16 protein-coding genes are annotated in these 15,132 nt (G+C 41.7%); 15 read left to right on the top strand and 1 reads right to left on the bottom strand.

Annotated elements, in window-relative coordinates:
• Nucleotides 1-78: 78 nt before the first annotated feature.
• The 3 genes from JQ843_RS07270 (at nucleotide 79) to JQ843_RS07260 (ending at nucleotide 3,638) form a co-directional block, all read left to right on the top strand.
• Nucleotides 79-879: a dihydroorotate dehydrogenase electron transfer subunit gene (locus JQ843_RS07270; protein ID WP_203213285.1), complete on the top strand. Its 801-nt coding sequence runs from the start codon at nucleotides 79-81 to the stop codon at nucleotides 877-879.
• Nucleotides 842-1,828 carry a dihydroorotate dehydrogenase gene (locus JQ843_RS07265; protein ID WP_203213284.1) on the top strand — a complete coding sequence of 329 codons (987 nt, stop codon included), beginning with the start codon at nucleotides 842-844 and terminating at the stop codon, nucleotides 1,826-1,828. The genes JQ843_RS07270 and JQ843_RS07265 overlap by 38 nt, the downstream gene beginning before the upstream one ends.
• 97 nt (nucleotides 1,829-1,925) lie before the next feature.
• A complete protein-coding gene (locus tag JQ843_RS07260; protein ID WP_203213283.1) occupies nucleotides 1,926-3,638 on the top strand; it encodes a glucosaminidase domain-containing protein in 1,713 nt (570 codons plus the stop codon).
• Nucleotides 3,639-3,698: 60 nt separating this feature from the next.
• Here the strand turns inward: JQ843_RS07260 and pavA are convergent, their stop codons facing one another.
• A complete protein-coding gene (gene pavA, locus JQ843_RS07255) occupies nucleotides 3,699-5,354 on the bottom strand; it encodes an Rqc2 family fibronectin-binding protein PavA (RefSeq protein ID WP_203213282.1) in 1,656 nt (551 codons plus the stop codon).
• A 104-nt stretch (nucleotides 5,355-5,458) separates the two neighbouring features.
• Between pavA and ybeY the strand changes: the two genes are divergently transcribed.
• The 12 genes from ybeY (at nucleotide 5,459) to JQ843_RS07195 (ending at nucleotide 15,120) form a co-directional block, all read left to right on the top strand.
• Entirely contained in the window at nucleotides 5,459-5,956 is a 498-nt protein-coding gene (gene ybeY / locus JQ843_RS07250; RefSeq protein WP_000275156.1) for an rRNA maturation RNase YbeY, read from the top strand.
• Nucleotides 5,937-6,332 (top strand): diacylglycerol kinase family protein, encoded by a 396-nt coding sequence (locus JQ843_RS07245; protein WP_000378166.1) that lies wholly within the window; start codon nucleotides 5,937-5,939, stop codon nucleotides 6,330-6,332. The genes ybeY and JQ843_RS07245 overlap by 20 nt, the downstream gene beginning before the upstream one ends.
• A gap of 16 nt (nucleotides 6,333-6,348) precedes the next feature.
• On the top strand, nucleotides 6,349-7,248 hold the full coding sequence (era, locus tag JQ843_RS07240) for a GTPase Era (RefSeq protein ID WP_000143264.1): 900 nt from the start codon (nucleotides 6,349-6,351) through the stop codon (nucleotides 7,246-7,248).
• 48 nt (nucleotides 7,249-7,296) lie between these two features.
• Nucleotides 7,297-8,121 carry a DNA-formamidopyrimidine glycosylase gene (gene mutM / locus JQ843_RS07235; RefSeq protein ID WP_203213281.1) on the top strand — a complete coding sequence of 275 codons (825 nt, stop codon included), beginning with the start codon at nucleotides 7,297-7,299 and terminating at the stop codon, nucleotides 8,119-8,121.
• Nucleotides 8,121-8,726 carry a dephospho-CoA kinase gene (gene coaE / locus JQ843_RS07230; protein ID WP_203213280.1) on the top strand — a complete coding sequence of 202 codons (606 nt, stop codon included), beginning with the start codon at nucleotides 8,121-8,123 and terminating at the stop codon, nucleotides 8,724-8,726. The genes mutM and coaE overlap by 1 nt, the downstream gene beginning before the upstream one ends.
• Complete coding sequence (locus tag JQ843_RS07225) at nucleotides 8,713-9,912, top strand: multidrug efflux MFS transporter PmrA (protein ID WP_203213279.1); 1,200 nt, start codon at nucleotides 8,713-8,715, stop codon at nucleotides 9,910-9,912. The genes coaE and JQ843_RS07225 overlap by 14 nt, the downstream gene beginning before the upstream one ends.
• Nucleotides 9,912-10,061, top strand: coding sequence for a 50S ribosomal protein L33 (rpmG, locus tag JQ843_RS07220; RefSeq protein ID WP_001809104.1), 150 nt, complete (start codon nucleotides 9,912-9,914; stop codon nucleotides 10,059-10,061). Before JQ843_RS07225 ends, rpmG begins: the two co-directional genes overlap by 1 nt.
• Nucleotides 10,062-10,100: 39 nt before the next feature.
• On the top strand, nucleotides 10,101-10,334 hold the full coding sequence (secG, locus tag JQ843_RS07215) for a preprotein translocase subunit SecG (RefSeq protein WP_000282517.1): 234 nt from the start codon (nucleotides 10,101-10,103) through the stop codon (nucleotides 10,332-10,334).
• A 100-nt stretch (nucleotides 10,335-10,434) separates the two neighbouring features.
• Nucleotides 10,435-12,789, top strand: a complete 2,355-nt coding sequence (rnr, locus tag JQ843_RS07210) for a ribonuclease R (RefSeq protein ID WP_203213278.1) — start codon at nucleotides 10,435-10,437, stop codon at nucleotides 12,787-12,789.
• Entirely contained in the window at nucleotides 12,752-13,219 is a 468-nt protein-coding gene (gene smpB / locus JQ843_RS07205) for an SsrA-binding protein SmpB (protein WP_001051750.1), read from the top strand. Before rnr ends, smpB begins: the two co-directional genes overlap by 38 nt.
• A gap of 14 nt (nucleotides 13,220-13,233) precedes the next feature.
• Nucleotides 13,234-14,094, top strand: coding sequence for an SAM-dependent methyltransferase TehB (tehB, locus tag JQ843_RS07200; protein ID WP_203213277.1), 861 nt, complete (start codon nucleotides 13,234-13,236; stop codon nucleotides 14,092-14,094).
• Between the two features lie 72 nt (nucleotides 14,095-14,166).
• Complete coding sequence (locus tag JQ843_RS07195) at nucleotides 14,167-15,120, top strand: competence protein CoiA (RefSeq protein WP_203213276.1); 954 nt, start codon at nucleotides 14,167-14,169, stop codon at nucleotides 15,118-15,120.
• The last annotated feature ends 12 nt before the right edge of the window (nucleotides 15,121-15,132 follow it).

Genomic DNA, 15,132 nt, shown 5'->3' with positions numbered 1-15,132 from the left:
GTACGATTTTAACTGAGGCCTTGCACTAGCAAGGTCTTTTCTTTGTCTGATCCCCTTAAAAATTAAGGAGGAAAAGTCATGAATCCCACATGTAAGAAACGTTTGGGTGCAATTCGTTTGGAGACCATGAAGGTGGTTGCACAGGAGGAAATCGCGCCAGCAATCTTTGAATTAGTCCTAGAAGGGGAAATGGTTGAAGCCATGCGAGCAGGTCAATTTCTACATCTGCGCGTGCCTGATGATGCCCATCTTTTGCGTCGTCCTATTTCAATTTCATCTATTGATAAGGTTAACAAGCAGTGTCATCTCATTTACCGGATTGAAGGAGCTGGGACAGCTATTTTCTCAACCTTAAGTCAGGGAGATACTCTTGATGTGATGGGGCCTCAGGGAAATGGTTTTGACTTGTCTGACCTTGATGAGCAGAGCCAGGTTCTCCTTGTTGGTGGGGGGATTGGTGTTCCGCCCTTACTTGAAGTAGCCAAGGAATTGCGTGCGCGTGGTGTGAAAGTAGTGACAGTTCTTGGTTTTGCTAATAAGGATGCTGTTATTTTAGAGACGGAATTAGCTCAATATGGGCAGGTATTTGTAACGACAGATGATGGTTCTTATGGCATTAAAGGAAATGTTTCCGTTGTTATCAAGGATTTAGACAATCAATTTGATGCTGTTTACTCATGTGGGGCGCCTGGAATGATGAAGTATATCAATCAAACCTTTTATGACCACCCAAGAGCCTATTTATCTCTGGAATCTCGTATGGCTTGTGGGATGGGGGCTTGCTATGCCTGCGTCCTAAAAGTGCCAGAAAGCGAGACGGTCAGCCAACGCGTCTGTGAAGATGGCCCTGTTTTCCGCACAGGAACAGTTGTATTATAAGGAGAAAATTATGACTACAAATCGTTTACAAGTTTCTCTACCAGGCTTGGATTTGAAAAATCCGATTATTCCAGCATCAGGCTGTTTTGGTTTTGGTCAAGAGTATGCCAAGTACTATGATTTAGACCTTTTGGGTTCTATTATGATCAAGGCGACAACACTTGAAGCCCGTTTTGGCAATCCAACTCCAAGGGTGGCAGAAACACCCGCTGGTATGCTTAATGCAATCGGTTTGCAAAATCCTGGTTTGGAAGTTGTTTTGGCTGAAAAGTTACCTTGGCTAGAAAGAGAGTATCCAAATCTTCCTATTATCGCCAATGTAGCTGGTTTTTCAAAACAAGAGTATGCGGCTGTTTCTCATGGTATTTCCAAGGCAGCTAATGTGAAGGCTATTGAGCTCAATATTTCTTGTCCCAACGTAGATCACTGTAATCATGGACTCTTGATTGGTCAAGACCCTGATCTGGCTTATGATGTGGTGAAAGCAGCTGTGGAAGCTTCTGATGTGCCAGTTTATGTCAAACTAACTCCTAGTGTGACCGATATCGTTACTGTCGCAAAGGCAGCAGAGGATGCAGGAGCAAGTGGCTTGACTATGATTAATACTCTGGTTGGAATGCGTTTTGACCTCAAAACCAGAAAACCAATCTTGGCCAATGGAACAGGTGGAATGTCTGGTCCAGCAGTCTTTCCAGTAGCCCTCAAACTTATCCGCCAAGTCGCCCAAACAACAGACCTGCCTATCATTGGAATGGGAGGAGTGGATTCGGCAGAAGCTGCCCTAGAAATGTATCTGGCTGGAGCATCGGCTATTGGAGTTGGAACAGCCAACTTTACCAATCCTTATGCCTGCCCTGATATCATCGAAAATTTACCAAAAGTCATGGATAAATACGGCATTAGCAGTCTAGAAAATCTCCGTCAGGAAGTAAAAGAGTCTCTGAGGTAAACTGCAATCAATCTGTTCTTGATTTTTTATCAGTTTGTAATGTTGATTATAGAGAATTTTGATACAATAAAATGGAAAGAACAGAGGAAGAAAGTTTATGAAGAAATTGAGATTTATTTTTTTAGCCCTGCTATTTTTCATAGCCAGACCAGAGAGTGCAATGGCTAGCGATGGCACTTGGCAAGGTAAACAGTATCTGAAAGCAGATGGTAGTCAAGCAGCTAATGAGTGGGTTTTTGATGCTCAGTATCAATCTTGGTTTTATATAAAAGAAGATGCCAACTATGCTGAAAATGAATGGCTGAAGAAAGGTGACGACTATTTTTACCTAAAATCTGGTGGCTATATGGCCAAGTCAGAATGGATAGAAGATAAGGGAGTCTTTTATTATCTTGACCAAAATGGAAAGATGAAAAGAAATGCTTGGGTAGGAACTTCCTATGTTGGTGCAACAGGTGCCAAAGTAATAGAAGACTGGGTATTTGATTCTCAATACGACGCTTGGTTTTATATCAAAGCAGATGGACAGCACGCAGAGAAAGAATGGCTCCAAATTAAAGGGAAGGACTATTATTTCAAATCCGGTGGTTATTTACTGACAAGTCAGTGGATTGACCAAGCTTATGTGAATTCTAGTGGTGCCAAAGTACAGAAAGGTTGGCTTTTTGACAAACAATACCAATCTTGGTTTTACATTAAAGAAAATGGGAATCATGCTGATAAAGAATGGATTTTCGAAAATGGTCACTATTATTATCTAAAATCCGGTGGCTATATGGCAGCCAATGAATGGATTTTGGATAAGGAGTCATGGTTTTATCTAAAATCTGATGGCAAAATGGCTGATAAAGAATGGGTATACGATTCTAAAAGTCAAGCCTGGTACTACTTCAAATCCGGTGGCTACATGGCAAAAAATGAGACTATTGATGGTCATCAGCTTGGAAGCGACGGTAAATGGCTTGGAGAAAAAGCTACAAATGAAAATGCTGCTTATTATCAAGTAGTACCTGTCACAGCAAATGTCTATAATGCAGATGGTGAAAAGCTCTCCTATATATCGCAAGGTAGTGTTGTTTGGCTAGATAAGGATAGAAAAAGTGATGACAAGCGCTTGGCTATTACTATTTCTGGTTTGTCAGGCTATATGAAAACAGAAGATTTACAAGCACTAGATGCTAGCAAGGATTTTATCCCTTATTATGAGAGTGATGGACATCGTTTTTATCACTATGTGGCTCAGAATGCTAGCATCCCAGTATCTACTCATCTTTCTGATATGAAAGTAGGCAAGAAATATTATTCGGCAGATGGACTGCATTTTGATGGTTTTAACCTTGAAAATCCCTTCCTTTTTAAAGATTTGACAGAGGCTACAAACTATAGTGCTGAAGATTTGGATAAGGTATTTAGTCTGTTAAATATTGACAATAGTCTCTTGGAAAATAAGGGAGCTACCTTTAAGGAAGCCGAAGAACATTACCATATCAATGCCCTTTACCTCCTTGCCCATAGTGCTTTAGAAAGTGACTGGGGACGAAGTAAGATTGCCAAAGATAAGAATAATTTCTTTGGAATTACAGCCTATGATACGACTCCTTACCTTTCTGCCAAGACATTTGATGATGTGGATAAGGGAATTTTAGGTGCAACCAAGTGGATTAAGGAAAATTATATCGATAGGGGTAGAACTTTCCTTGGAAACAAGGCATCTGGTATGAATGTGGAATATGCATCAGACCCTTATTGGGGTGAAAAAATTGCTAGTGTGATGATGAAAATCAATGAGAAACTAGGTGGCAAAGATTAGTCCTATAATTGGATATGATTTGAGTGAATAGTAAGTTAAAAATCCTGATTTCAAGTAAAATCAGGATTTTTTCATGGATGAGATTTTTTCGGGGTCTGGTGTGACACGGAGGGTCTTTTGTCCTGTGTAAGTGACAAAGCCTGGTTTTCCGCCAGTTGGTTTGTTGAGTTTCTTGACTTCAATCATATCTACCTGCACCAGATTTGACAGGCGACCTTGAGAGAAGTAGGCAGCCAACTCTGCCGCGTCTGTCTTGACTTCATCAGATGGATCTAGGTTGCCTGAGATGACAACGTGGCTTCCGGGAATGTCCTTGGCATGGAACCAAAGTTCCTCCTTGCGGGCCATTTTAAAGGTTAGCTCCTCGTTTTGCAGGTTATTACGTCCTACATAGATGATGGTTTTGCCATCGCTTGCTAGATATTGTTCTGGTTTTTTGCGTTTCTGGATTTTTTCCCGTTGTCTTCTGCGGATAAAACCAGTTTGAATCAATTCTTCACGGATTTCAGCGATTTCTTCTAGTCCAGCTTGGTTGAGGACGGTCTCCACACTTTCCAGATAGAGAATGGTTGCCTTGGTTTCCTCAATCAAATCAGTCAAGTATTTGACAGCTTCTTTTAGTTTCTGGTACCGTTTAAAATAGCGTTGGGCATTCTGGTTGGGTGTTAGAGCTTTATCCAGCGCAATTGTGATAGGTTGATTAGTATAGTAGTTGTCTAGGATTACCTGGTCTTGGTCGTTAGGCACTTGGTGGAGGAAAGTTGTTAGCAATTCTCCTTTTTGACGAAATTCTTCAGCATTGTCTGTCGCCAGTAACTCTTTTTCCTGTTTTTTGAGTTTGTGGCGGTTTTTCTGAAGTTCATTTTCAACACGACGAATGAGTTCACTGGCTTGCTGTTTGACACGGTCGCGCTCAGCCTTATCCTTATAGTAGGTGTCCAACAAATCAGAAAGACTGGCAAAAGGCTCTCCCACCTGATTTGCAAAAGGAACTGGGCTGAAGGAAGTCTCAGTCAAGCATGGCTTGGTTTCTTGATTGAAAAAGTTACGGAAAGTAGATAGTTTATCACTAACCAGAATGTTTTCCAATTCATTTGCCGTATCGCGTCCCAGACCTTGAAAGAGGCTTTGAAGATTTTTAGCTGTCGTTTCCTGTGTTTGCAGGATTTCAAAAAGTTTCTCGTCCTTGATTGTAAAAGGATTGAGAGCTTCCGTACTTGGCGGAGCGATATAGGTCGATCCAGGAAGCAAGGTGCGGTAGCTATTTTGTGAAAAGCCAACATGTTTGATAACTTCGAGGATTTTATGACTGCTTTTATCGACCAGTAGAATATTACTGTGTTTCCCCATAATTTCGATAATCAAGGTAGCCTGAATATGGTCCCCAATCTCGTTTTTATTAGAAACCGTAATTTCCACAATACGGTCATTTTCCACTTGCTCAATCGATTCAATCAGGGCACCCTGCAAATATTTTCTTAAAACCATGATAAAGGTAGAAGGCTGGGCTGGGTTTTCAAAAGTTGTTTGGGTCAGCTGAATGCGTCCAAAAACTGGATGGGCAGAAAGGAGCAGGCGATGACTTTGGCGATTGCTACGGATTTGCAAGACCAACTCTTGTTCAAAAGGTTGATTGATTTTCTGAATGCGACCATTCACTAATTCTCTTTGCAATTCCTCAACCATGTGGTGTAAAAAAAATCCGTCAAATGACATCGTTCTCTCCTTGTGATTGTATTCCATAGTATTATATCAAAAAGGTAGAATAAAATCATGGAAATGTGGTATAATAAAGCCAAGTAAAGAGAAACGAGAAGCACATGTATATTGAAATGGTAGATGAAACTGGTCAAGTTTCAAAAGAAATGTTGCAACAAACCCAAGAGATTTTGGAATTTGCAGCCCAAAAATTAGGAAAAGAAGACAAGGAGATGGCAGTTACCTTTGTGACCAATGAGCGTAGTCATGAACTCAATCTGGAGTACCGTGACACCGACCGTCCGACAGATGTCATCAGCCTTGAATATAAGCCAGAGTTGGAAATTGCCTTTGACGAAGAAGATTTGCTTGAAAATCCAGAATTAGCAGAGATGATGTCTGAGTTTGATGCCTATATTGGGGAATTGTTCATCTCTATTGATAAGGCTCATGAGCAGGCTGAGGAATATGGCCACAGCTTTGAGCGTGAGATGGGCTTCTTGGCAGTACACGGCTTTTTACATATTAACGGCTATGATCACTACACTCCGGAAGAAGAAGCGGAGATGTTCGGTTTACAAGAAGAAATTTTGACAGCCTATGGACTCACAAGACAATAAACGAAAATGGAAAAATCGTGACCTGATATCCAGTTTAGAATTTGCTCTTACAGGAATTTTTACTGCTATAAAGGAAGAACGCAATATGCGAAAACATGCGGTGACGGCTCTCGTGGTCATCCTCGCAGGTTTTGTTTTTCAGGTGTCACGAATCGAATGGCTCTTTCTCCTATTGAGCATTTTTTTGGTAGTAGCCTTTGAAATTATCAATTCTGCTATCGAGAATGTGGTGGATTTGGCCAGTCACTATCACTTTTCTATGCTGGCTAAAAATGCCAAGGATATGGCGGCTGGCGCGGTATTAGTGGTCTCTCTTTTCGCAGCCTTAACAGGCGCATTGATTTTTCTCCCACGAATCTGGGATTTATTATTTTAAATAGCAAGAGGAAATTATGACTTTTAAATCAGGCTTTGTAGCCATTTTAGGACGTCCCAACGTTGGGAAGTCAACTTTTTTAAATCATGTCATGGGGCAAAAGATTGCCATTATGAGTGACAAGGCGCAGACAACGCGCAACAAAATTATGGGAATTTACACAACTGATAAGGAGCAAATTGTCTTTATCGACACACCAGGGATTCACAAACCTAAAACAGCTCTCGGAGATTTCATGGTCGAATCTGCCTATAGCACCCTTCGTGAAGTGGATACCGTTCTTTTCATGGTGCCTGCTGATGAAGCGCGTGGTAAGGGGGACGATATGATTATCGAGCGTCTCAAGGCTGCTAAGGTTCCTGTTATTCTGGTGGTGAACAAGATCGATAAGGTTCATCCAGACCAGCTTTTGTCTCAGATTGATGATTTTCGTAATCAAATGGACTTTAAGGAAATCGTTCCAATCTCAGCTCTTCAAGGGAATAACGTCTCTCGTCTAGTGGATATTTTGAGTGAAAATCTGGACGAAGGTTTCCAATATTTCCCATCTGATCAAATCACAGACCATCCAGAACGATTCTTGGTTTCAGAAATGGTTCGCGAGAAAGTCTTGCACCTAACTCGCGAAGAGATCCCTCACTCAGTTGCTGTAGTGGTTGATTCGATGAAACGAGATGAAGAGACAGACAAGGTTCATATCCGTGCAACCATCATGGTCGAGCGAGATAGCCAAAAAGGGATTATCATCGGTAAAGGTGGCGCTATGCTTAAGAAAATCGGTAGCATGGCCCGTCGCGATATTGAACTGATGCTAGGAGATAAGGTCTTCCTAGAAACATGGGTCAAGGTCAAGAAAAACTGGCGTGATAAAAAGCTAGATTTGGCTGACTTTGGCTATAATGAAAAAGAATACTAAGCAGAGGTGGGCTCATGCCTGCTTCTTGTTTTTACAGAAGGAGGACTTATGCCTGAATTACCTGAGGTTGAAACCGTTCGACGTGGCTTGGAAAAATTGATTTTGGGTAAGAAGATTTCGAGTATAGAAATTCGCTATCCCAAGATGATTAAAACGGACTTGGACGAATTTCAAAAGGAAGTGCCTGGTCAGATTATTGAGTCAATGGAACGTCGGGGAAAATATTTGCTTTTTTACCTGACAGACAAGGTCTTGATTTCCCATTTGCGGATGGAGGGCAAGTATTTTTATTATCCGGACCAGGTTCCTGAACGCAAGCATGCCCATGTTTTCTTTCAGTTTGAAGATGGTGGCACGCTTGTTTATGAGGATGTTCGCAAGTTTGGTACTATGGAACTCTTGGCTCCTGACCTTTTAGACGCCTATTTTATTTCTAAAAAAATAGGTCCTGAACCAAGAGAGCCAGACTTTGATGTGCAGGTCTTTAAAAATGCCCTCGCTAAGTCCAAAAAGCCTATCAAATCCCACCTTTTAGACCAGACCTTGGTAGCTGGCCTTGGCAATATCTATGTAGATGAGGTTCTCTGGCGAGCTCAGATTCATCCAGCAAGATCTTCTCAGACTTTGACAGCAGCAGAAGCGACAGCCATTCATGACCAGACTATTGCTGTTTTGGGGCAGGCTGTTGAAAAGGGTGGCTCAACCATTCGGACCTATACCAATGCCTTTGGAGAAGACGGAACCATGCAGGATTTTCATCAGGTCTATGACAAGGCTGGTCAAAAATGTTCACGATGTGGAACTATAATTGAGAAAATCCAACTAGGCGGACGAGGAACTCACTTTTGTCCTCAGTGCCAAAGGAGGGGCTGATGGGAAGAATCATTGGAATCACTGGGGGAATTGCCTCTGGTAAGTCAACCGTGACAAATTTTCTAAGAAAGAAAGGCTTTCAAGTAGTGGATGCCGACTCTCTTGTTCACCAACTACAGAAACCTGGTGGTCGTCTGTTTGAGGCTCTAGTTCAGCACTTTGGGCAAGAAATCATCCTTGAAAACGGAGAACTTAATCGCCCTCTCCTAGCTAGTCTCATATTTTCAAATCCTGAAGAACAGGAATGGTCTAAGCGAATCCAAGGAAAGATTATCCGTGAGGAGCTAGCTACGTTGAGAGACCAATTGGCTCAAACAGAAGAGATTTTTTTCATGGATATACCCTTACTTTTTGAGCAGGACTACGTCTCTTGGTTTGATGAGACTTGGCTGGTCTATGTGGATAGGGATGTCCAAGTGAAACGCTTAATGAAAAGGGATCGGTTATCCAAGGATGGAGCTGAATCTCGTCTGGCAGCCCAGTGGCCTTTAGAAAAAAAGAAATATTTGGCTAGCCATGTTCTAGATAACAATGGCAATCAGGATCAGCTTCTAACTCAGGTGCTTACCCTTCTTGAGGGAGGTAAGCAAGATGACAAAGATTAACTGGAAAGATAATCTGCGCATTGCATGGTTTGGTAATTTTCTGACAGGAGCCAGTATTTCCTTAGTTGTGCCTTTTATGCCCATCTTTGTGGAAAATCTAGGTGTAGGGAGTGAGCAAGTCGCTTTTTATGCAGGTTTAGCTATTTCTGTCTCTGCCATTTCTGCGGCACTTTTCTCTCCTATCTGGGGCATCCTTGCTGACAAATACGGTCGAAAACCCATGATGATTCGGGCTGGGATGGCCATGACCATTACTATGGGGGGCTTGGCTTTTGTCCCAAATATTTATTGGTTAATCTTTCTTCGCTTACTAAATGGTGTATTTGCAGGTTTTGTTCCTAACGCCACAGCCTTGATAGCTAGTCAGGTTCCCAAGGAGAAATCAGGCTCTGCTCTTGGGACTTTGTCTACAGGAGTAGTAGCAGGTACTTTAACTGGTCCTTTTATCGGTGGCTTTATCGCAGAATTATTTGGCATTCGTACAGTCTTTTTACTGGTTGGTAGTTTTCTCTTCTTAGCCGCTGTTTTGACTATTTGCTTTATCAAGGAAGATTTTCAACCAGTAGCAAAAGAAAAGGCCATTCCAACAAAGGAATTATTTACATCAGTTAACTATCCCTATCTCTTGGTCAACCTCTTTCTGACCAGTTTTGTCATCCAATTTTCAGCCCAATCAATCGGACCTATCTTAGCTCTGTATGTACGCGACTTAGGCCAGACAGAGAATCTTCTTTTTGTCTCTGGTTTGATTGTATCCAGTATGGGCTTTTCCAGCATGATGAGTGCAGGTGTTATGGGAAAGCTAGGTGACAAGGTGGGCAATCATCGCCTCTTGGTTGTAGCCCAGTTTTATTCAGTCATCATCTATCTCCTCTGTGCCAATGCTTCTAGCCCTCTTCAACTAGGACTTTATCGTTTCCTCTTTGGCTTGGGAACCGGTGCCTTGATTCCCGGAGTTAATGCTCTTCTCAGCAAGATGACACCCAAAGCTGGTATTTCAAGAGTATTTGCCTTCAATCAGGTCTTCTTTTATCTGGGAGGTGTCGTTGGTCCCATGGCAGGTTCTGCAGTAGCAGGCCAATTTGGCTACCATGCAGTCTTTTATGCGACAAGCCTTTGTGTTGCCTTTAGTTGTCTCTTTAACCTTCTTCAATTTCGAACATTATTAAAAGTAAAGGAAATCTAGTGCGAGTAAAAATTAATCTCAAATGCTCCTCTTGTGGCAGTATCAATTACCTAACCAGTAAAAATTCAAAAACCCATCCAGACAAGATTGAGGTTTTAAAGTATTGTCCCAAGGAAAGAAAAGTAACCCTACATCTTGAATCTAAGTAGATTTTATGGTAAAATAATAGGGATTTTAAGGAGTTTGATATGTATAACCTATTATTAACCATTTTATTAGTATTATCTGTTGTGATTGTGATTGCGATTTTCATGCAACCAACCAAAAACCAATCCAGCAATGTATTTGATGCCAGCTCAGGTGATTTGTTTGAACGCAGTAAAGCACGCGGTTTCGAAGCTGTAATGCAGCGTTTGACAGGGATTTTAGTCTTTTTCTGGCTAGCCATTGCCTTAGCATTGACGGTATTATCAAGTAGATAAGAAAATAATGGGCAGGACTAGGTCTTTGCCTCTTTTTATTTTTAAAAGATATTTGAGAAGGTTTTACAGTAAAAGAAAACAAAAAATCTAGAAAGAAAATATGAAAGATAGAATAAAAGAATATTTACAAGATAAGGGAAAGGTAACTGTCAATGACTTGGCTCAGGCTTTGGAAAAAGACGGTTCCAAGGATTTTCGTGAGTTGATTAAAACCTTGTCCCTAATGGAAAGAAAGCACCAGATACGCTTTGAAGAAGATGGAACTTTGACTTTGGAAGTCAAGAAAAAACATGAGATTACTCTCAAGGGGATTTTTCATGCCCATAAAAATGGCTTTGGCTTTGTTAGTCTGGAAGGCGAGGAGGACGATCTTTTTGTAGGAAAAAACGATGTCAACTATGCTATTGATGGGGATACCGTTGAGGTCGTGATTAAGAAAGTAGCTGACCGTAATAAGGGAACAGCAGCAGAAGCAAAAATTATCGATATCTTAGAACACAGTTTGACAACCGTTGTCGGCCAAATCGTTTTAGATCAGGAAAAGCCTAAGTATGCTGGCTACATCCGTTCGAAAAATCAGAAAATCAGCCAACCGATTTATGTAAAAAAACCAGCCCTTAAACTGGAGGGAACAGAAGTTCTCAAGGTCTTTATCGACAAATACCCAAGCAAGAAACATGATTTCTTTGTCGCGAGTGTCCTCGATGTGGTGGGGCATTCAACGGATGTCGGAATTGATGTTCTTGAGGTCTTGGAATCAATGGACATTGTATCCGAGTTTCCAGAAGCTGTTGTCAAGGAAGCAGAAAGTGTGCCTGATGTTCCGTCTCAAAAGGATATGGAGGGTCGTCTGGATCTGAGAGATGAGATTACCTTTACCATTGATGGTGCTGACGCTAAAGACTTGGACGATGCTGTGCATATCAAGGCTCTGAAAAATGGCAATATCGAACTCGGAGTTCACATAGCAGATGTTTCCTATTATGTTACTGAGGGTTCTGCCCTTGATAAGGAAGCTCTTAACCGCGCAACTTCTGTCTATGTGACAGACCGTGTGGTCCCAATGCTTCCAGAACGACTGTCAAATGGCATTTGCTCCCTCAATCCTCAAGTTGATCGCCTGACCCAGTCTGCCATTATGGAGATTGATAAACATGGTCGTGTAGTCAACTACACCATCACACAAACGGTTATCAAGACTAGCTTCAGGATGACCTACAGTGATGTCAATGATATCCTAGCTGGAGACAAGGAAAAGAGACAAGAATATCAGAAAATTGTCCCTAGTATCGAACTCATGGCCAAGCTTCATGAAATTTTAGAAAACATGCGTGTGAAACGTGGTGCCCTCAATTTCGATACCAATGAAGCTAAGATTTTAGTGGATAAGCAAGGTAAGCCTGTTGATATCGTTCTTCGTCAGCGTGGTGTTGCTGAGCGCATGATTGAATCCTTTATGCTGATGGCCAATGAAACAGTTGCCGAGCATTTTAGCAAGCTGGATCTACCTTTCATCTATCGAATTCACGAGGAGCCTAAGGCTGAAAAAGTTCAGAAGTTTATTGATTATGCTTCGAGTTTTGGCTTGCGTATTTATGGGACTGCCAGTGAGATTAGCCAGGAGGCCCTCCAAGACATCATGCGTGCTGTTGAGGGGGAACCTTATGCAGATGTATTGTCCATGATGCTTCTTCGCTCTATGCAGCAGGCTCGCTATTCGGAGCACAATCACGGCCACTATGGCCTTGCTGCTGACTATTACACTCACTTTACCAGTCCGATTCGTCGTTATCCAGACCTTCTTGTTCACCGTATGATTCGTGATTACAGCCGTTCTAAGGAAATAGCAGAGCATTTTGAACAAGTGATTCCAGAGATTGCGACCCAGTCTTCCAACCGTGAGCGTCGAGCTATCGAGGCCGAGCGTGAAGTCGAAGCCATGAAAAAGGCTGAGTACATGGAAGAATACGTGGGTGAAGAGTACGATGCGGTTGTGTCCAGCATTGTCAAGTTTGGTCTCTTTGTCGAATTGCCAAACACAGTTGAAGGCTTGATTCACATCACTAATCTACCTGAATTTTATCATTTCAATGAACGTGATTTGACCCTGCTTGGGGAGAAATCGGGTACAACCTTCCGTGTAGGTCAGCAAATCCGTATCCGAGTTGAAAGAGCCGACAAGATGACGGGTGAAATTGACTTTTCTTACATCCCAAGTGAGTTTGATGTGATTGAAAAAGGCTTGAAACAAGCTGGTTGCAAAGACAGAGGGCGTGGTTCAAATCGTCGTTCAGATAAGAAGGAAGACAAGAGAAAATCAGGACGCTCAAATGATAAGCGCAAGCATTCACAAAAAGACAAGAAGAAAAAGGGCAAGAAACCTTTTTACAAGGAAGTAGCTAAGAAAGGAGCCAAGCATGGCAAAGGGCGAGGGAAAGGTCGTCGCACAAAATAAAAAGGCGCGTCACGACTATACAATCGTAGATACGCTAGAGGCAGGGATGGTCCTGACTGGAACTGAAATCAAGAGTGTACGAGCAGCTCGAATCAATCTCAAGGATGGCTTTGCCCAAGTAAAAAATGGGGAGGTATGGCTGAGCAATGTTCATATCGCTCCTTACGAAGAGGGCAATATCTGGAACCAAGAACCAGAACGTCGTCGAAAACTCTTACTCCATAAAAAGCAAATTCAAAAATTGGAACAAGAGACTAAAGGAACAGGAATGACCCTGGTTCCCCTTAAAGTCTATATCAAAGATGGCTATGCCAAGCTCCTTTTAGGCCTAGCTAAAGGGAAGCATGACTACGATAAACGGGAGTCTATCAAACGACGTGAGCAAAACCGCGACATCGCGCGTGTTATGAAAGCTGTTAATCAGCGATAAAAAGAGGAATGAAGATGGAAAAACTAGTTGCCTATAAACGCATGCCTTTGTGGACTAAAGAAACCATGCCAGAGGCTGTTCAGCAAAAGCACAATACCAAGGTTGGGACTTGGGGCAAGATTACTGTTTTAAAAGGAACTCTCAAGTTTATTGAATTGACAGAGGATGGTGAGGTTCTAGCTGAACACCTATTTGAAGCAGGGGCTGACAATCCAATGGCGCAACCACAAGCCTGGCACCGAGTGGAGGCTGTAACAGACGATGTAGAATGGTACTTGGAATTTTATTGTAAACCTGAGGATTATTTTCCTAAGAAATACAATACCAATCCTGTTCATTCAGAGGTCCTAGAGGCAATGCAGACAGTAAAACCAGGGAAAGCCTTGGATTTGGGCTGTGGTCAGGGCCGTAACTCTCTCTTTCTTGCACAGAATGGTTTTGATGTGACAGCTGTAGATCAAAATGAATTATCTCTTGAAATCTTGCAAAGCATTGTTGAGCAGGAAGACCTAGATATGCCTGTTGGTCTTTACGATATCAATTCAGCCAGTATTGGGAAAGAATATGATTTTATCGTTTCAACAGTTGTTCTCATGTTTCTACAAGCGGACCGCATTCCAGCTATTATTCAAAATATGCAGGAGAAAACCACTGTTGGTGGTTACAATCTTATCGTTTGTGCTATGGACACGGAGGATTATCCTTGCTCTGTGAACTTCCCATTCACATTTAAAGAAGGAGAATTGGCAGACTATTACAAGGACTGGGAATTGGTTAAGTACAATGAAAATCCTGGCCATCTTCACCGTCGCGATGAGAATGGCAATCGTATTCAACTACGCTTTGCGACCATGCTAGCTAAGAAAATCAAATAAACATGAATGAAGATTAGGAATTTTCCTGATCTTTTTTCTTTTTTACGAATAATATAGAAAAGGAGGGAAATCATGTTTGTTGCGAGAAATGCTAGGGGACAGCTGGTAAATGTGTTAGAGGATAAGCTTGAGAAGCAAGCATACACCTGCCCAGCTTGTGGAGGTCAGCTCCGTTTGCGTCAAGGACCAAGTGTCCGGATCCATTTTGCCCACAAAACCTTAAAAGACTGTGATTTTTCCTCTGAAAATGAAAGTCCAGAACATCTGGAAAATAAGGAAGTCCTTTATCACTGGTTGAAAAAAGAGGCCGAGGTGCAATTAGAATACCTGCTTCCAGAGCTTAAACAGATTGCGGATGTATTTGTAAATGGCAATCTAGCTTTAGAGGTTCAATGTAGTCCCTTGCCTCAAAAAGTTCTTAAAGAGCGTAGCGAGGGCTATCGTAGTCAGGGTTACCAAGTACTGTGGTTGCTGGGAAAAAAACTGTGGCTCAAGGAGCGTTTGACTCGTCTACAACAAGGTTTTCTCTATTTCAGTCAAAACATGGGCTTTTATGTTTGGGAATTAGACAGTGAAAAACAAGTTTTAAGACTCAAATACCTGATTCACCAAGATCTCCGAGGTAAACTCCATTATCAGATTAAGGAATTTCCCTATGGTCACGGTAGTTTACTGGAGATATTACGTTTTCCCTATAAGAAACAAAAAATATCTCATTTTACAGTTTCTCAGGACAAGGACATCTGTCGTTATATCCGGCAACAACTGTACTATCAAAATCCCATTTGGATGAAAGAACAAGCAGAAGCCTATAAAAAGGGAGAAAATCTCCTGACTTATGGGCTAAAAGAATGGTATCCACAAATTCGACCACTAGTAGGTAATTTTTGCCAAATTGAGCAAGATTTGATTCGCTATTATCTGTATTTTCAAACCTATTATCAAGAAAATCCTCAAAATGATTGGCAAATGCTCTATCCACCAGCCTTTTATCAGCAATATTTCTTAAAAAATATGGTAGAATAGAAAGGATGGAGG

The organism is Streptococcus mitis, from assembly GCF_905187495.1.
In the GTDB taxonomy this organism is placed as follows: Bacteria; Bacillota; Bacilli; order Lactobacillales; family Streptococcaceae; genus Streptococcus; species Streptococcus mitis_CU.
The sequence above is the reverse complement of the archived record's forward strand: the minus strand, read 5'-3'. Positions and strand labels throughout refer to the sequence as shown.

Bases quoted from the DNA above. Each gene is read 5' to 3' on its own strand.
- rnr (WP_203213278.1), top strand. From the start codon at position 10,435: ATGAAAGATAGAATAAAAGAATATTTACAAGATAAGGGAAAGGTAACT.
- pavA (WP_203213282.1), bottom strand. From the start codon at position 5,354: ATGTCATTTGACGGATTTTTTTTACACCACATGGTTGAGGAATTGCAA.
- mutM (WP_203213281.1), top strand. From the start codon at position 7,297: ATGCCTGAATTACCTGAGGTTGAAACCGTTCGACGTGGCTTGGAAAAA.
- JQ843_RS07270 (WP_203213285.1), top strand. From the start codon at position 79: ATGAATCCCACATGTAAGAAACGTTTGGGTGCAATTCGTTTGGAGACC.
- era (WP_000143264.1), top strand. From the start codon at position 6,349: ATGACTTTTAAATCAGGCTTTGTAGCCATTTTAGGACGTCCCAACGTT.
- smpB (WP_001051750.1), top strand. From the start codon at position 12,752: ATGGCAAAGGGCGAGGGAAAGGTCGTCGCACAAAATAAAAAGGCGCGT.
- JQ843_RS07260 (WP_203213283.1), top strand. From the start codon at position 1,926: ATGAAGAAATTGAGATTTATTTTTTTAGCCCTGCTATTTTTCATAGCC.
- ybeY (WP_000275156.1), top strand. From the start codon at position 5,459: ATGTATATTGAAATGGTAGATGAAACTGGTCAAGTTTCAAAAGAAATG.
- JQ843_RS07195 (WP_203213276.1), top strand. From the start codon at position 14,167: ATGTTTGTTGCGAGAAATGCTAGGGGACAGCTGGTAAATGTGTTAGAG.
- tehB (WP_203213277.1), top strand. From the start codon at position 13,234: ATGGAAAAACTAGTTGCCTATAAACGCATGCCTTTGTGGACTAAAGAA.
- JQ843_RS07265 (WP_203213284.1), top strand. From the start codon at position 842: ATGGCCCTGTTTTCCGCACAGGAACAGTTGTATTATAAGGAGAAAATT.
- secG (WP_000282517.1), top strand. From the start codon at position 10,101: ATGTATAACCTATTATTAACCATTTTATTAGTATTATCTGTTGTGATT.
- JQ843_RS07245 (WP_000378166.1), top strand. From the start codon at position 5,937: ATGGACTCACAAGACAATAAACGAAAATGGAAAAATCGTGACCTGATA.
- JQ843_RS07225 (WP_203213279.1), top strand. From the start codon at position 8,713: ATGACAAAGATTAACTGGAAAGATAATCTGCGCATTGCATGGTTTGGT.
- coaE (WP_203213280.1), top strand. From the start codon at position 8,121: ATGGGAAGAATCATTGGAATCACTGGGGGAATTGCCTCTGGTAAGTCA.